The following is a 17,183-nucleotide window of genomic DNA, read 5'->3' on the forward strand; positions in this document are numbered from 1 at the left end:
TTGCTACACTGTGCCCAATGTGTTGTCCGTTCACCATGGTAAGGCGATTGCCTCCCATCTGATTATCCCCCTGAGCGCAGCATGTCGAGGCGACATCGGGGCGGATCTGGAGTTTTTCATAATTATGTCATTTGATTCACTTGGCTTGAGTGCCGAGATTTTGCGTGCATTGTCCGAGAAGGGCTATACCGAGCCTACCCCGGTGCAGCAACAGGCTATTCCTTACGTTCTGCAGGGCCGAGATATCATGGCCAGCGCGCAGACCGGCACCGGCAAAACCGCCGCGTTCACTCTGCCTATCTTGCAACTGTTGGGCCAAAATCCTGCTCCGTCGGTCAAAGGCCGCCGTCCGGTAAGGGCGCTTATCCTGACCCCGACCCGTGAGTTGGCTGCGCAGATTGGCGAAAACGTTACTGAATACAGTACCCATATCAGTCTGCGTTCGCTGGTGGTGTTTGGCGGCGTCAGCATCAACCCGCAAATGCTGAAGCTTCGCGGCGGCGTCGACGTGCTGATAGCCACTCCGGGCCGCCTGCTTGACCTGGCTCAGCAGCGTGCAGTAGACCTGTCCGCCGTTGAAATCCTGGTATTGGACGAAGCTGACCGCATGCTGGACATGGGCTTTATTCACGATATCCGCCGCGTGATGAAATTGCTGCCGGCCAAACGTCAGAGCCTGATGTTCTCAGCCACCTTCTCCGATGAGATTAAGGCCCTGGCTAACGGCCTGCTGGATAACCCGGCATCGGTAGAAGTCGCCCGTCGCAACACGGCTTCTGAACAGATTACTCAGTTTGCGCATTTGGTTGATAAAAAGCGCAAACGTGAACTGCTGTCTTACATGATTGGCCACCATGACTGGCAACAGGTGCTGGTATTTACCCGTACCAAGCATGGCGCCAATCATTTGGCTGAGCTGCTGAATAAAGACGGCATTACCTCGGCGGCCATTCATGGCAACAAGAGCCAGGGCGCCCGTACTCGCGCCCTGGCTGATTTCAAACAGGGCAAGATCCGGGTGCTGGTCGCAACCGATATCGCCGCCCGCGGCCTTGATATCGATCTGCTGCCTCATGTAGTGAACTATGAACTGCCGCAAGTGGCGGAAGATTATGTTCACCGTATCGGCCGAACCGGCCGTGCGGCAGCCACTGGTGAAGCGCTTTCCCTGGTGTGTGTCGATGAACTGGGTCTGCTGCGCGATATTGAACGCCTGCTGAAAAAACCGATTCCGCGCATTGCGCTGCCAGGCTATGAGCCTGATCCTACCATCAAGGCTGAGCCTATCCAGCAGGGCCGTGGTTCCCGCTCAGGCGGTCCTTCACGAGGTGGTGCGCCTCGTGGCGCTGCGCCTCGCGGCGGAGCTGGTTATTCCCGTGATGCCAATAGCGGCGGTCGTGATGGCCGTGCCCCTGAACGCCGCCGTGACAATGACGGCAGCTCGCGTCCGGCGCGCAGCGGTGCTCCGCGTCGCGCTGCAGGCAGCAGCTCGTCTTCCTACGCGGGCAATCGCAGCGGCAATAAATAAGTTCATCCGACACCGTCTGGTGACGGCGTCTGTTGAAAGATAGCAGTTGGCCTCTGCGGTACTGCTGATTTCAATTTTTTAGAAACACTTCGCCGGCCTCAGGTCCGTGAAGTGTTTTTTTTTGCCCGCCGGGCGCTATGCTCGGGGATTGATACGTTTCACTATACGGCAGGGCCGCGGCTCCAGACGGGGAAAAGGTCAACAGGTACGGCGTCGCCAGGGTCAGCGGCGCAGTATACAGTTGATCCGACAACGGTAAATCCCCTACTATTGCGCGTCTTTATAGAGTGGTTATCGGGTTATGCGCGTGTTACTGGCTCCCATGGAGGGCGTTCTGGATTCTCTGGTCCGGCGTTTACTCTGTGAAGTAAATGATTACGATCTCTGCATCACCGAGTTTGTTCGTGTGGTGGACAGCCGGTTGCCGGTAAAATCCTTCCTGCGCCTTTGCCCTGAGTTAGCTCACCAGAGCCTGACGCCCGATGGCACGCCGGTGCGAGTCCAACTGTTGGGACAGCATCCCGAGTGGCTGGCCGAGAATGCATTCAGGGCAGTTGAACTGGGCTCCCGAGGGGTGGATCTGAATTGTGGTTGCCCGTCTAAAACGGTGAACGGCAGCGGCGGCGGCGCGTCGCTGCTCAAGGATCCCGATCTCATTTTCAGCGGGGCCAGGGCGATGCGCGACGCGGTGCCTGCCCACCTGCCGGTGACGGTAAAAGTGCGGCTAGGGTGGGATTCACCTTCCCACAGCCTGGAAATTGCCGATGCGGTGCAGCAGGCGGGCGCCACTGAGCTCACGGTCCATGGCCGCACCAAAGAAGATGGCTACCGGGCCGAAAGGATCAACTGGCAGGCTATTGGCGAAATCCGCCGTCGGCTGACTATTCCGGTGATTGCCAATGGTGAAATCTGGGATCATCAGAGCGCCCACGCCTGTATGGCAATGACTGGCTGTGATGCGGTAATGATCGGTCGCGGAGCGCTGAATGTGCCTAACCTCAGCCGGGTGATAAAATATAACGAACCCCCTATGCCATGGCCTGAGGTGGTCAAGCTGCTGCAAAAATATGTCCAGCTCGAAAAGCAGGGCGACACCGGGCTGTATCATGTCGCCAGAGTCAAGCAATGGCTGGGCTATCTGCGTAAGGAATATGGCGAAGCGGGGGCGTTATTCAGCGAGATCAGGGCGCTGAACACCTCATTGGCCATAGCGCAGGCGATTGGACGCTATTGACGGTTGAAAGCCTGCGCTTTGACCTTGCTGATGCGGGCGGCAATATCGTCTCGGTCACCCAGATAATAATGATTTATCGGCTTAAGCTGGTCATCGAACTCATATATCAGCGGCACCCCGGTTGGGATATAAAGTTCCGACAAATGGTCGTTGCTGATAGCGTCAAAATATGTCATCAGCGCTCTGATGGCGTTGGCATGGGAAACCAACAGGATCCGCTGATGCGAGAGCAGACGCTGGGTGATTTCCTGATGCCAGAAGGCAATCACCCGCTGCACCGTCGCTTCCAGGCTTTCGGTCAGCGGCAATTCACTGGCCGAGAGGGCTCGGTAGCGCCGGTCATGGCCGGGGTAGCGCTGATCTTCTATCGCCAGGGCCGGCGGATAAGTCCGGTAGCTGCGCCGCCATTGTTTAACGATTTGCGGGCCGAAGCGCTCGGCGGTTTCCGCTTTGTTCAGTCCTTCCAGTGCACCATAATGGCGCTCGTTTAATCTCCAGTCGGCTTGAGTCGGCAGCCAGCAGAGATCCAGCTCATCCAGCACCTGCCACAGAGTGTGAATAGAACGCTTGAGGACCGAGGTACAGGCGAAATCAAAATGGAATCCGCTGGCAGCCAGGAGCTTTGCTGCCTGGATGGCTTCCTGTCGGCCTTTGGCGGTCAAATCAACATCAGTCCACCCAGTGAATCGATTTTGTTTATTCCATTCACTTTCCCCATGTCGGAGAATCACTACCCGGTGTATTGTCACCCTGGTTTCCTCAGTGTTTGCCGTTCAGACCTATAACAGTGGAATATCAGCCCGGCTGCCACAGGCAGCCTGCGGATGAACGCTATGGTAAACCGGGACAGGGCCAATTGAAACGGGGCAGCGGTGCGCAGGATCAGGTCAATTGCCAATCAGCCGGCGACTGAGAGAGGATAAGCAACAGCGCATTTTTGCACTCATGCCATAAGGCCTGCGCTGCAATCCCCCATGGGGCCGACTAACCCTATCCTATAGGAAACAGACTGACCCTAAGAGGGCCAGTAACCCTGAAGGGCCCTGAGTGGACCAGTAACCTGATAGGGCCCGAATGGCTCTGGGTGGACCAGCAACCTGATAGAGCCTGAATGGCCTGAGTGGACCAGCAACCTGATAGAGCCTGAATGGCCTGAGTGGGCCAGTAACCTGATAGGGGCTGCATGGCCCTGGGTGGGCCAGTAACCCTGAGTAGGTCATCATGCTCCTATGGATTTCGCGTTAGCGTTTCTGCCGGGCCGAATAGCGGATAGTCCGGCATGGCCGGCTGATGCCAGACTTCCCAGCCGCCGCCAAGGGCTTTGTACAACGAGACCAGATCGGTAGCGGTCTTCACGCGGGCTGAGGCTGCCTGCTGGCGCGCCTGGGCCAGCTGACGCTGGGCGTCAAGCACATTGATAAAAGTGCTGAGCCCTTGCCGATATCCCTCATTTGCCAGCATAAAAGCCGTTTCAAGAGAGTCTGCGGTGTTCTCCAGCGCCTTGACCTGTTGTTTATCCGTACGGTAACTGACCAATGCATTCTCAACGTCCTGCAGCGCATTCAGCACTACCTGGCGATAAGCCAGCACCGCATTAGCCTGTTCAACCCGCGCCAGACGAACATTAGACACCAGTCGACCGCCCTGAAATATCGGCAGTGAGATCTGCGGCCCAAACGCATAGAAATGGCTGCTCCAGTGGGTAAGGTAATCTGTTTCGGTATTGCGCAGGCCGAACTGCCCGGTTAGCGAGAGATCGGGAAACAGCTGTGCCACCGATACGCCGATGTTGGCGGTAGCTGCGTGCAGTTCCGCCTCCGCGCGACGAATATCCGGGCGACGTCGCGCCAGAGTGGATGGGATGCCAACCGGTATAACCGCAGGCATCGCCGGCATCGGCTTCGGCGTGGTCAGTTCCGAGTCAAGCTGGCCAGGGGGCTGGCCAATCAATACCGCCAGCGCATTCATCGCCTGGCGCGCGCCGGCCTGGTATTGCGGTAATTGTGCCTGTAGAGAACTGAGCTGTGCCCCGGCATTCTCAACGTCCATCTGGGGTGAAAGGCCATTTTGCTGCCGGCTGAGCGTCAGCGTCCGGGATTGTTCGGCTACGGCTATCTGGGTTTCAAGCGTGCTGATAATGCTTTGATTACCGCGCAACTGCAGGTAGGTTCGGGCCACTTCCGCCTCCAGCGAAACCAGGGCGTCATTGCGGCCTTCGATGGCCGACTGGGCCTTGGCATCCGCCAGTTCAACTGAACGTCTGACCCGTCCCCATAAATCAATTTCCCAGGATGCGTCAAAGCTGCCCTGATATAAATGGATAGGCTCCGTCAGGCTGCCCAGTCCCGATGCCAGCTCTGTATTAGTCTGTTCGGCCTGAGCGCGGGCGCCACTGGCGTCGAGTATCCCCTCCAGCCCAAGCTGCTGGCGACGGGCGCTGGCGTTCGCTTCAACCGCAGGCAGTCCGGCGGCTCCGGCCTGGATTTGCTGCTGGCGGGCGCCGGCGATGCGCAGCACCGACTGACGAATCGTCAGATTACCTGCTATCGCCCGGGCAATCAGGCTGTCAAGCTGGGGATCGTTGAAACTGCGCCACCAGGCCGGATCGGGCCGGGTGCTTTGCACGCGCGATCCCGAAGCTTCATCACTGTCATGCCAATGGGCCGGCACAGTGGCTTGAGGGGACTGATAATCCGGGCCGACGGCGCAGCCGCCGCTGATCATTGCCACCAGCGTAAAACAGGCTTTGACGGGCAGGGCACATCGGCGGGGAGTGGAACAGGCAGAACGGGCAGACATATCAGTGAGCTCCCGCATTGCCTTCGCTTTTCACCGGCGAAAGCAACAGACAAAATGGAATGAGGATAAACGACACCAGGGCACAGAGGGTAAATACATCCACATAGGCCAGGATCCGAGACTGTACTATCATTTCCTGGTACAGCCTGGCGGTGGCTAGCTGTACCGGGTCGGCTAACTGATGGGCAAAGTCGCGGATCGCCGCGGCCCCTCGGCGTATCGCCTCTTGAAACGGCTCGCTGAACTCAGACATGTTATGCACCATGCCGGCGCTGTGCACTTGGGAACGCTCGGTAATGGCCGCGGTGGACAGAGAGATACCCACCGACCCCGCCACATTTCTGAACATGGTAAACAGCGCGGTCGCATCGGCATTAAGCTTGGGGGCGAGCGTCACATAGGCGATAGTGGTCAGCGGAACAAACAGAAAACCAAGCCCAATCGACTGGGCGCTGCGCATCAGCACCAGGGTGTTGAAATCAACGTCAGGCACTAACTGGCGTGAATAGATAAAAGACAGCGCCAGCAGCAGGAAACCAAATGCAATCAGCCAGCGCGTCTGTACCAGCGGCATCAGTTTAAGCACCAACGGAATCGACAGCACGATAAGGATAGCGCCCGGTGAGAGCACCAGCCCTGACAGCGTGGCGGTATAGCCCAACTCTTGCTGAGCCAACTGGGGCATCACTACTGAGCTGCCATACAGGATCATTGCCATGCCGGCCATCAGCAGGCTGGCGACGGCGAAATTGCGATCTTTCAGACAGCGCAGGTCGACCACGGGTTTTTTGGTGTAGAGCAGCCAATATACCGCTCCCACCAGTCCGATAGCGGTCAACACCGCGAACAGGCGAATAAAATCGGAATTGAACCAGTCGTCGTCTTCGCCCCGGTCAAGCATCACCTGCAGGCAGCCCAGGCCGAGGGCAATGAAGCCGATACCCATATAATCGATATTCAGTTTTCTGCCGCTGACTTTTTTCTCCCAGGGGGGATCTTCCAATAGCTGATATATAGCCAGCAGCGTGATGATACCCACTGGAATATTAATAAGGAACACCCAGCGCCAGCTGTAATTATCGGTGATCCATCCACCCAGGGTTGGACCGACCACCGGAGCGACAATGATGGCAATGGATGATAGGCCAAAGGCCTTACCGCGATCTTCAGGTTTGAAGTAATCCAGCAATACCGACTGCTGAACCGGCTGCAGGCCTCCGCCGAAAAATCCCTGCAGAATGCGAAACAGGATCATTTGCCACAGTTCGGTCGCTATACCACACAGCAGGGAACAGACGGTGAACATGGCCACACAAATCATGAAGTACTGCTTGCGTCCCAGCGCACGACTGAGAAAAGCAGAGATCGGCAGCACGATGCCATTAGCCACCAGATAGGAGGTCAGCACCCAGGTCGATTCATCATAACTGGATGACAACGACCCGGCGACATGGGGCAGGGCAACATTGACGATAGTGGTATCCAGGATTTCCATAAATACCGCCAGGGTCACGACGACCGCCACCGTCCAGGGATTGCCGGAGGGCTGCCAGCTGCGTTCGCCGCTCATTCAATGATCACCTTGGGTGCAACAGACAGCCCCAGCGGCAGTGGTTGATCAGCATCCAGGCCGCGGTCAATGACAATTTTGACCGGTACTCGCTGAACGATTTTCACAAAATTTCCAGTGGCGTTTTCCGCCGGAAAGGCTGAGAAACGGGATCCGGTACCCTGCTGGATGCTGTCGATATGGCCATGGAGTTCACGATCCGGCCAGGCGTCGACGGTAATATTCACCTTCTGGCCTGGCCGCATCCGTTCCAACTGAGTTTCTTTAAAGTTGGCGGTCACCCAGATAGCCGGCGAAACCACTGAAAAAAGTGAGCTGCCGGCCTGTACCAGGGTACCGGGCTGTACATTTCGGCGGGTAACATAGCCATCAAACGGCGCGCGGACATCGGTCCAGGCCAGGTTAAGCCGGGCGGTTTCCAGTTGCGCTTTCGCCTGTCCGACCTGCTGCCTGCGCGCTTCAACCATCGAGGCGGCCAGGCGAATTTGCAAATCGACCTGGGCGGCTACCTCAACCTGGGCGCGGGCATTGGCAACGTCAGCCCGGGCTGAACGCACCTGTGCACTGGCATTATCGACTCGCTGCTGGGAAGTGGCGCGCGGGTCAACATTACGCTGTCGGCGATAATCTGATTCGGCATTTTGCAGATTGGCCTCGGCCCTTACCTGCTGGGACCTGGCCTGGGTCAGTTGGGCTGGATATTGCACTTTTGCCAGGGAAAGCTGTACTTCAGCCTGGTGCAGTTGCGCTTCTGCCAGTCCCAGTTGCGCCTGAGCCCTGTCGCGTTCGGCCATGGCATCACGCGGATCAATCTGCGCCAGCAGATCGCCTTTGCGTACCCGCTGATTATCGCCGACCGCCAGGTTGACCACATACCCCCCTATCCTGGGGGCAATTGTCACCGCATCTCCTTCGATAAAAGCGTCATCGGTGGTTTCCTGATTACGGGTGGTCAGCCAGAAATAAAGTCCGACCACGATCATTACCAGCACCACCACCGCCAGCATAATCAGCGGTTTTTTCCCCGGCCGATCGCGTTTTTCCGGTTGTTCACTATCCTGCCCACTCTGGGCGCTCTGCGAGGAAGTTGCCGTTTTTTCCAGCCGCTCGGCCTTCACCGCGCGGTCGTTTTCATCAGGATCGGCAGCAGGTGATCTGGCTTTAGCGTCAGAACCGTGATTATTTTCCATATCGCTCATCGAGTTGTCGGGTGCAGCGCAGTTTGAAAAGATTTGTATTTAAAGAGTAAATGTTATTTTTACAATTTCCAGGGTTGCGGTTAAAAAACGTCAAAGGGACATCAATTAAAACTGACAATACACCGTTATGTCAGCCAGTCCTATGAAGGGTAAAAGCATCAACTTAGGTCTTTTCGGGCTAAACAGGACGGCAGGCGATGTATATCCGGCGGGTTAAAGATATTTAGTGACAAAAAATACCCGGCATCAGGCAATTTGAGTCGGATAATGTTCGGATATACTATGGCGTACTACACCGCAGATGCGCGGTATCTCTTCGGGTAACAGATAAATGGGCTCTCTTGTACGTATCGGATGTCTAAGCTTTTCTCTTTTAGCCGCCAGCACACTGTGTATACCCATTGCCGGTGCTGCGGTGAGCGCGTCGTCATCTACGCTGGTATCACCGTTAAAAATCGCTTCGGGCAGCGCCATCGTTCTGGACATGGCGGATAATCATCTGCTTTATTCCACTTCGCCGGACAAAGTTGTACCCATTGCATCGCTGTCTAAGCTGATGACCGCCATGGTGGTGCTGGATGCCCACCAGTCCATGGATGAAATCATCTCAGTGGATATTCGGCATACCGCCGAGCTTAAAGGCGTATTCTCCCGGGTCCGCGTGGGCAGTGAAATCAGCCGTCGCAATATGCTGCTACTGGCGCTGATGTCGTCGGAAAACCGGGCGGCGGCAAGCCTGGCCCATCATTATCCGGGTGGCTATCCGGCGTTTATCGCCGCCATGAACAGCAAGGCCCGCGCATTGGGTATGACCCATACCCGCTATGTAGAGCCCACAGGACTGTCTTATCGCAATGTTTCTACGGCGCGCGACTTGTCAAAACTGCTTATCGCCACCAAGAAATATCCGTTACTCAGCGACTTGAGCACCACCCATGAAACCATGGCTACTTTTGCCAACCCGGTATATACGCTGCCCTTTCGCAATACCAATCATCTGGTTTATCGACCTGACTGGACCATCCAATTGACCAAAACCGGGTTTACTAATGAAGCTGGCCATTGCCTGGTCATGAGAACCGTGATCAACCATCGTCCGGTAGCACTGGTCGTGCTCGATGCCTACGGTAAATATACCCACTTCGCCGATGCTAACCGAATACGCAGCTGGCTTGAAACGGGGAAAGCAACGCCGGTCCCGCCTGCGGCCATGAGTTATCGCAAGCAGAAAGCGCGGGAAGAGGGCTGAGCGTCGGCCGGAACCGCAATAGGCCCTGATCTGTGACATAGTGCGGCTGACCTGCAGCGAGGAGGGCGGTCAGGCCGGCGTGCGAAAATCGTCGGTTATCACCCCTACCGCGATGACATCGGCTTCATGACCCGCTTCACGCCAGGGCTCAGCCAGCGCCGCCTGATACCAGCTATCGAGCGAAGGCAGCTCACGCATACGGCGACACCACGCCAGAGAAGCTGACGATAGTGCCAGGCCATAGGTTTGCTGACGGAACACGACCGGAGCAAAGAAAGCATCGACCGCGCTGAAGGCATCGCCCGCCAGGAAAGGGCCTCCAAACGTTGCCAAACCTTGCTGCCATAGCGCATCCAGCCTGGCAACATCACTGGCGAGGGCTGTCGCGCTGGCGCTGTTAAGCCGCACGCGGACGCCGCAACTCATCGGGCAGAGGTTGCGGATAGCGTTAAAACCCGAATGCATTTCAGCGGCGGCGGAACGCGCCCAGGCGCGAGCCTCAACGGCCTTTGGCCATATGTTTGAGTGTTTCTCGGCCAGATATTCAATGATGGCCAGTGAATCCCAAACCAGCAGGCTATCGTCGTACAGGGCCGGCACCTTACCTGCGGCGGAAAACCGTTTGAATTGTTCTGCCGGAGCAGCGGTGAAGGGCGAGAGTTGCTCGTTAAACGGGATTTCAAGCTGGGTCATCAGTGCCCAGGGACGCAACGACCAGGAGGAATAATTTTTGTTGGCAATATAAAGCTGATACACATCTCGCTCCATAATGGTGACCGTTAGGGTGAATGATGACAGGATAAGTGGACTTTGAAACGGGGAATACGCTGACCTGGAACAGTGCCTGAGTCCACAATGCCTGCTTCGCGGGCGCCCATGCGGAGATAGAATCCGGCAGCCAGCGGATCAGCGTCAATCAGCAGACATTCGACGCCGGCGCGATGAGCCGCCTTCAGCGACCAGCCAAATAACGCTTTGCCGATACCATTTTTGATATTGGTGGGTGAAACAAACAGACGCTCTAGAAAGGCAACGTCTTTATTAAACTGTAACTGGGCGCATCCCAGCAAGGTATTATTTTTTTGCGCGACGCAAATCAGGGAATTTTCACTGTCCGCAGGATGGAAAGTCAGCGCCTCCCGGCAGCGCAACATGAACACTTCATCATAGCCCCACAATGCTTTTGACTGCAGACAGAGCTCAGTGAGTTCAGCTAACTCATTCATGCGGGCTTCTCTGAGCTGATGCATTACTCTTTCCTCTCATGCTGTCGGCAAATGACGCCACAAGCTTCGGCCTGCCGCGTCAATGGCTGTCTAGGCAGGTTATGCTTTGTTACATGGCATGGCAGTATTGCAAAGGTATGACGGCTTGCCAAGCACTCGGGACAATACCAGGGGAATTGGTTTTAAAAATCTCGAACGGCAGCATTTCATAGTGGTTTCTGGTCATGATGCCCATCACAACACCAGTTTCTGTTTTTGCTGGTTTTACCAATGCCGGGATTAAACGTGTTAGTCGGGTCGGTTTGCTGATAAAAATTGGCCAGGTCAGGCTTGGCGGCATACAAATGGCCGACGTTGTGCTCAGCGGGATATTCGGCGCCTCGCTTATCCAGCAGGTCCAGCATCTGCAGTTTCAGCGCATGGCTGTCGACGCCTTTGCGCACGATATAATCCTGATGGAACACGTGGCACATGAAATGGCCATAATAGAGTTTGGCGACTAACTGCCGGTCAATCTCCTCAGGCAGCGTTTCAAACCACTGGAGGTCATTACGGGCCAGGGCGATATCCAGAGCCAGGATCTCTTCGACCTTATCACTGTGTACCGCATGGTAACGCACCGCAGCGCCGGCAGCAGCGAACCGGTGCAGAAACGCTTTGCTGCCCTCATCGGGCGTACAGGTAAAATATGCCCCTTCTTCCTGACTGAAAAAGCGGTTCAGGTAAGCGGCAGCTTCTTCAATGCCTTCGCCTGACATCTTCAGCATCAGATGATGTTCGAATCGGTCGCGATAATCCTTCATACGCGCCGGCAAATGGCCAGGCCACAGCCTGGAGAGGCGCTGCAGAATGCGATCGCTCAATGGCGTCGATTTACCGGTCCAGGCGTTAAGCGTGCCGTCAAACAGCCCCTTGAGACGGAAAAACAGCGGCATCCGGTCGGTTCCCAGCCGATTTATCATCACGAAGGTATCTTTACCGTAGACTTCGCTGATGTCGTAGCAATCTCGATGCATATATTCACCAGCCACCGGCAGGTGGGTGAAATCAGTCAGAATATCCCGGCGCAGGCGAGTCAGTACCTGGGGATCATTGGTGCCGATATAAAACACCTGCTGTCGGGGTTCGGCGGGGAAGGTATCGAGCCTAACGGCAAATACCGCCAGTTTACCGGCGCTGCCGGAGGCTTCATACAGGCGCCTTTTATCGGCATTGAATCGCGACGGCGTTTGCTGATCGACCTCTCGCACCCGGCTGGCATAGTCGCCATCGGAGCAAGGGCGATCGGCTGAATGGATATCCGCTGGTCGGTACTGCTGATGCTCCAGCCGGTGGAGGATCTGTTCCGGCGTCGTGCCCAGGTCAATACCCAGGTGGTTGACCAGCTTGAGTTTGCCGTCCTCGCCACGTTTGGCATACAGCGCCATTTCGGTATAGGCCGGGCCGCGCTTCACCAGTGAGCCGCCTGAGTTATTACAGATACCACCGATGACCGATGCGCCCAGGCAGGATGAACCGATAACCGAGTGAGGTTCGCGTTTAAGCGGTTTGAGGTTTTTCTCCAGGGTGTAGAGCGTGCTGCCGGGCAGTGCGATCACCTGGCGCCCTTCATCCAGCAACTGAACGCCGTCAAGACGACGGGTACTCACCACCACCACCTCGCGATCATAATCCTCGCCGCTCGGGGTAGACCCCTCGGTCAGGCCAGTATTGGCCGCCTGCATAATGATTATCTTGTCCGCGTCCACGCAGGCGTTGAGTACGCACCACAGTTGCCAGAGTGATCCCGGGATGACCACCGCCAGGGCGCTGCCACCACCGGAACGGAAACCACGGCAGTAATGACGGGTTTTCCTGGCTTCGGTCAGTAGATGCTTCTTCCCGACAATATCGGCAAGCTGTTGGATAAAGGGGGCATGAGATGGTGCGTGCGGTTGTGGCATGATAATCCCTTCTGATAAGTGGACCACGCAGGGCCTGTCAGTCCCGCTGCTCAGCGGGTAGCGGTGATAACGCTTGGCTACTTTACGCCTTTTGCTGAAATAAAAGCGTGCACATATTTAATGATATCCCGTTTTTGCTGTGATCGGCTACACTGCGCGATGTAGGGTTATTGTGGAAGAGTAAACCAAACATCCCATGACCGGCACCCCAGGCCGGTTCGCCTTTGAGAGTGTGAGAACAATAATATGAAATGGCTGTGCTCATTAAGCCTGCTAATTGGATTCGCCCTGAATCCCGCTTTAGCGCAAACCACCGACCTGCCTGATCCCGCTTTGCCCCGCGATGATTATGTCACCGCATTGCTGCAAAAAATGACGCTGCCGGAGAAAATCGGCCAGCTGAGGCTGATAAGCGTCGGCCCGGACAATCCAAAAGAAAACATTCGCGACATGATTGAAAAAGGCCAGGTGGGGGCGATTTTCAATACCGTTACCCGGCCTGATATCCGCCAGATGCAGGATCAGGCGATGCAGCTACCGCGCCTGAAGGTGCCGCTGTTCTTCGCCTACGATATCGTCCATGGTCAGCGCACCATATTTCCCATAAGCCTGGGGCTGGCGTCCAGCTGGAATCTGGATGCCGTGGCCACCAGCGGCAGGATATCCGCCATTGAAGGCAGTGAAGATGGCCTGAACATGACCTGGGCGCCAATGGTCGATATCAGCCGCGACCCGCGCTGGGGAAGGGTGTCTGAAGGGCTGGGGGAAGATACTTTCCTCACCGCTGAAATCGGCCGCGTGCTGGTGCAGTCCATTCAGGGCAAAAACCCTGCCGATCGCCATGCGCTGATGACCAGCGTCAAGCATTTTGCCGCCTACGGCGCTGTAGAGGGCGGGCGGGATTACAACACGGTTGATATGAGCCCGCAAAAGCTGTTCCAGGATTATTTGCCGCCTTATAAAGCGGCGCTGGATGCCGGCAGCGGCGGGGTGATGGTGGCCCTCAACTCGCTTAATGGAACGCCTGCGACGGCAGACAGCTGGTTGCTTAAAGACGTGCTGCGCACGCAATGGGGTTTTACCGGCATCACTGTCAGTGATCATGGGGCAATCAAGGAACTGATCCGTCATGGCGTGGCCGGTTCGCCGCGTGAGGCGGTGAAAGTCGCCATCAAGTCAGGCATTAATATGAGCATGAGCGACGAATACTATATTCGCTATCTGCCGGGCCTGGTTGAAAGCGGCGAGGTGACGGTTGATGAAATCGACGACGCGGTACGCCATGTACTGAACGTCAAATATGATATGGGCCTGTTCCGCGATGCCTATGCCCATCTTGGCCCGGTGGGCAGCGATCCGGCTGATACGAATGCCGAAAGCCGCTTGCACCGCGCTGAAGCCCGGGCAGTGGCGCGCCAGAGCCTGGTGCTGCTGAAAAACCGCCTGCAGGTGCTACCGTTAAAGAAACAGGGCAGCATTGCGGTTATCGGTCCGCTGGCCGACAGCAAGCGGGATATCATGGGCAGTTGGTCGGCTGCCGGCCGTGCCGCGCAGTCGGTCACCCTGCTTGAAGGCATCCGTAACGCCGTCGGCAGCCAGGTGACGGTAAATTATGCCAAAGGGGCCAACGTCACCGATCATCAGGGACTGCTGGCTTACCTTAACCAGTATGAACAAACGATTCAGAGCGACCCGCGCACGCCGGAGCAGATGCTGGCTGAGGCGGTCGCGGCGGCCAATAAATCGGATGTTATCATCGCCGCCGTCGGGGAAGCGCAGGGCATGGCCCATGAAGCCTCCAGCCGTTCGGATATTACCATCCCCGCCATCCAGCGTCAGATGATCGCCGCACTGAAAGCGACCGGCAAGCCGCTTATTCTGGTGGTGATGAACGGACGTCCGCTGTCGCTGGTGCATGAGGATCAACAGGCTGATGCGATGATTGAAGCCTGGTTCCCGGGTACTGAGGGCGGTAACGCCATCGCCGATGTCCTGTTCGGTGATTATAATCCTTCCGCTAAACTGCCGATGTCGTTCCCCCGATCGGTGGGGCAGATACCGATATATTACAACCACCTGCCCAGCGGTAGGCCTTACCGGTTCGATAACCCCGAGAAGTACACCTCTCATTACTATGATGAGGCCAATGGTCCGCTCTATCCGTTCGGCTATGGCCTGAGCTACACGACCTTTACCCTGTCCGAGGTGAAATTATCGGCAACGACCATGGCCCGTGATGGCAGTATCACCGCAAGCGTGACCCTGACCAATAGCGGCAGTCGGGACGGAAGGACGGTAGCCCAGCTCTACCTGCATGATCGCGTGTCGTCCATCAGTCGGCCGGTGAAAGAACTGAAGGGCTTTCAGTCGGTGTTCCTCAAAGCCGGGGAAAGCCAGACCCTGACGTTCACGCTAAGCCCTGACATGCTGAAGTTCTATAACCAGCAAATGCAGCTTATCGCTGAGCCGGGTAAATTCGACGTAATGATCGGGCTGGATTCAGCCAGAGTCAACAGCGCCAGTTTTACGCTGTTGTAATCGACCAGAAGGGTTGCCCGGATCCGGTCCCGGCAACCCCGCCCGCTCCCCCATCGCCCCTTCTTCATACCTTCACTGTTTATTGCAAAAATAGGCGATCACTTGCACTATTCCACACCGGCGACACAGACTTTTAGCGGCGTGGGAATTACACTTACTGCCAGAGAAATGTCTGGGGTAAGGTGAGATGGTGTCAACGCAGGTACTGCTGGTGGATGAATATGACCGCCCGACAGGTCAGATGGAAAAACTCAGGGCACATCGGGAAGGGCGATTACACCGAGCAGTAACGGTTTATATTTTTAATCCCCATGGCGAACTGCTGCTGCAGCGGCGAGCCGAGGATAAGTACCATTGCGGCGGGTTGTGGAGTAATACCTGCTGCAGTCATCCCCTGCCACACGAACAGACATCAGCTGCGGCGCATCGACGTCTGTTTGAAGAAATGGGCATGGATGCAACCCTTACAGCGGTGTTCAATCTACAGTACCGGTTGCCGATGCCCAATCAGCTTATCGAGCATGAATATGGCCATGTTTTTTTTGGCGTCAGCCGCCGAATGCCGGTGATAAATCCCCTGGAAGCGATGGGCTGGCGCTACGCTTCGCTGACCGATATTGCCGATGAAGCAGTCCGCACGCCTGAAAATTTCACTCCCTGGTTCAGGCTGACCATGTCGGTAATCCCCCGCTATTACCTGGCGTACCGCCAACTGCGCCAGGCTGGCTAAACGGCGTCTCAGCCGCCGTTAAGGTTGCAGTTATCACCGCCAGATGCTTTATTGAGGTGGTGTGGGTTCAGCCAGGGGCAGCGGTCAGGTGCTCTTCCTCTGCCCCTCTTCGGCTGATGTGAATATCAATAGCGTTATTTAGTCTATTCTTTTGAAAAACCCAGGGCGCTGCTCGGGGCCGTTTCCATCTCATCTTCTGGATAAGGAATCAAATTCATGGCTACAATTTTTCACCATGGACGTCTGCTTTGCGTGGCGGCGGCGATGCTTGGCTCTGCCGGCTCTTTTGCCGCCACTGCGCCAGTGCAGGTGGGCTCTAAAATCGATACCGAAGGCTCGCTGCTGGGCAATATTATCCTCCAGGTGCTGGAGTCGCATGGGGTAAAAACCATCAATAAGCTGCAGTTGGGCGCGACCCAAGTCCTTCGCGGCGCCATCGTCGCCAATGAAATTGATATCTATCCCGAATATACCGGCAATGGCGCCTTCTTCTTTGCAGATGAAAAGGATCCGGCCTGGAAAGATGCCAATGCCGGCTATCAGAAAGTGAAGACGCTGGATTACGAGAAAAACCATATTGTCTGGCTGGATCCGGCCCCGGCCAATAATACCTGGACGATTGCAGTACGTGAAGATGTCGCCGCCAAGGGCCAGCTGGCCTCGCTGGCCGATCTCAGCCGCTATCTGAAAGAGGGTGGGGTATTCAAGCTGGCCGCGTCGGCAGAGTTCATTGAGCGTGCCGATGCCTTGCCCGCCTTCCAGAAAGCGTATGATTTTACCCTGTCGCAGGACCAACTGCTGTCATTGGCCGGCGGTGACACGGCGGTGACGCTTAAAACGGCCGCGGAGCATACTTCCGGCGTCAATGCCGCCATGGCTTATGGCACCGATGGGCCCGTCGCTGCGCTGGGAATGCGGACGCTTGCCGACCCGAAAGGCGTCCAGCCGGTTTATGCGCCAACCCCGGTCATTCGCGACGAGGTGCTTAAGCAGCATCCTGAGATAACCCAGTGGCTCAAGCCGGTATTCGCTTCCCTGGATGCCGCCACCCTGCAGCGACTGAATGCCAGTATCGCCGTTGAGGGACAGAATGCCAGTAAAGTCGCCGCCGATTATCTGAAGCAAAAAGGGTTTATCAAATCTTGATGCCGACCTCCGGAATGGCGG

At 56.3% G+C, this 17,183-nt stretch carries 13 protein-coding genes; 6 read left to right on the plus strand and 7 right to left on the minus strand.

What is annotated here, in order from left to right; all coding sequences use genetic code 11:
• The first annotated feature begins 124 nt into the window (after window positions 1-124).
• Window positions 125-1,528, plus strand: coding sequence for an ATP-dependent RNA helicase RhlE (rhlE, locus tag EDC52_RS08085; RefSeq protein ID WP_131864828.1), 1,404 nt, complete (start codon window positions 125-127; stop codon window positions 1,526-1,528).
• Window positions 1,529-1,829: 301 nt separating this feature from the next.
• Window positions 1,830-2,762, plus strand: a complete 933-nt coding sequence (gene dusC / locus EDC52_RS08090) for a tRNA dihydrouridine(16) synthase DusC (RefSeq protein WP_131864829.1) — start codon at window positions 1,830-1,832, stop codon at window positions 2,760-2,762.
• Here dusC and gpmA read toward each other — a convergent pair.
• The 4 genes from gpmA to EDC52_RS08110 all read right to left on the minus strand — a co-directional run bounded on the left by gpmA (window position 2,756) and on the right by EDC52_RS08110 (window position 8,321).
• Window positions 2,756-3,511 carry a 2,3-diphosphoglycerate-dependent phosphoglycerate mutase gene (gene gpmA, locus EDC52_RS08095; protein ID WP_131864830.1) on the minus strand — a complete coding sequence of 252 codons (756 nt, stop codon included), beginning with the start codon at window positions 3,509-3,511 and terminating at the stop codon, window positions 2,756-2,758. The genes dusC and gpmA overlap by 7 nt on opposite strands.
• 478 nt (window positions 3,512-3,989) lie before the next feature.
• Window positions 3,990-5,486, minus strand: coding sequence for an efflux transporter outer membrane subunit (locus tag EDC52_RS08100; RefSeq protein WP_230468000.1), 1,497 nt, complete (start codon window positions 5,484-5,486; stop codon window positions 3,990-3,992).
• Between the two features lie 76 nt (window positions 5,487-5,562).
• A complete protein-coding gene (locus tag EDC52_RS08105) occupies window positions 5,563-7,131 on the minus strand; it encodes a DHA2 family efflux MFS transporter permease subunit (RefSeq protein WP_131864832.1) in 1,569 nt (522 codons plus the stop codon).
• Window positions 7,128-8,321: an HlyD family secretion protein gene (locus EDC52_RS08110; protein ID WP_230467979.1), complete on the minus strand. Its 1,194-nt coding sequence runs from the start codon at window positions 8,319-8,321 to the stop codon at window positions 7,128-7,130. The genes EDC52_RS08105 and EDC52_RS08110 overlap by 4 nt, the downstream gene beginning before the upstream one ends.
• A gap of 340 nt (window positions 8,322-8,661) precedes the next feature.
• Between EDC52_RS08110 and pbpG the strand changes: the two genes are divergently transcribed.
• Window positions 8,662-9,579, plus strand: coding sequence for a D-alanyl-D-alanine endopeptidase (gene pbpG, locus EDC52_RS08115; protein ID WP_131864834.1), 918 nt, complete (start codon window positions 8,662-8,664; stop codon window positions 9,577-9,579).
• A 69-nt stretch (window positions 9,580-9,648) separates the two neighbouring features.
• Here pbpG and EDC52_RS08120 read toward each other — a convergent pair whose 3' ends face one another.
• The 3 genes from EDC52_RS08120 to dld form a co-directional block, all read right to left on the minus strand.
• Window positions 9,649-10,335, minus strand: a complete 687-nt coding sequence (locus EDC52_RS08120) for a glutathione S-transferase family protein (RefSeq protein WP_131865140.1) — start codon at window positions 10,333-10,335, stop codon at window positions 9,649-9,651.
• Between the two features lie 23 nt (window positions 10,336-10,358).
• Complete coding sequence (locus EDC52_RS08125; protein WP_131864835.1) at window positions 10,359-10,829, minus strand: GNAT family N-acetyltransferase; 471 nt, start codon at window positions 10,827-10,829, stop codon at window positions 10,359-10,361.
• Between the two features lie 182 nt (window positions 10,830-11,011).
• A complete protein-coding gene (gene dld / locus EDC52_RS08130; protein ID WP_131864836.1) occupies window positions 11,012-12,748 on the minus strand; it encodes a D-lactate dehydrogenase in 1,737 nt (578 codons plus the stop codon).
• A gap of 246 nt (window positions 12,749-12,994) precedes the next feature.
• Between dld and bglX the strand changes: the two genes are divergently transcribed.
• The 3 genes from bglX (at window position 12,995) to osmF (ending at window position 17,162) form a co-directional block, all read left to right on the plus strand.
• Window positions 12,995-15,286: a beta-glucosidase BglX gene (gene bglX / locus EDC52_RS08135; protein ID WP_131864837.1), complete on the plus strand. Its 2,292-nt coding sequence runs from the start codon at window positions 12,995-12,997 to the stop codon at window positions 15,284-15,286.
• A 187-nt stretch (window positions 15,287-15,473) separates the two neighbouring features.
• The gene (gene idi / locus EDC52_RS08140) at window positions 15,474-16,016 is read left to right on the plus strand and encodes an isopentenyl-diphosphate Delta-isomerase (RefSeq protein WP_131864838.1); all 543 of its coding nucleotides are present in this window, start codon (window positions 15,474-15,476) and stop codon (window positions 16,014-16,016) included.
• A gap of 264 nt (window positions 16,017-16,280) precedes the next feature.
• Window positions 16,281-17,162, plus strand: coding sequence for a glycine betaine ABC transporter substrate-binding protein OsmF (osmF, locus tag EDC52_RS08145; protein WP_230468001.1), 882 nt, complete (start codon window positions 16,281-16,283; stop codon window positions 17,160-17,162).
• Window positions 17,163-17,183 lie beyond the last annotated feature (21 nt).

Source organism: Biostraticola tofi (genome assembly GCF_004343195.1).
GTDB lineage: Bacteria > Pseudomonadota > Gammaproteobacteria > Enterobacterales > Enterobacteriaceae > Biostraticola > Biostraticola tofi.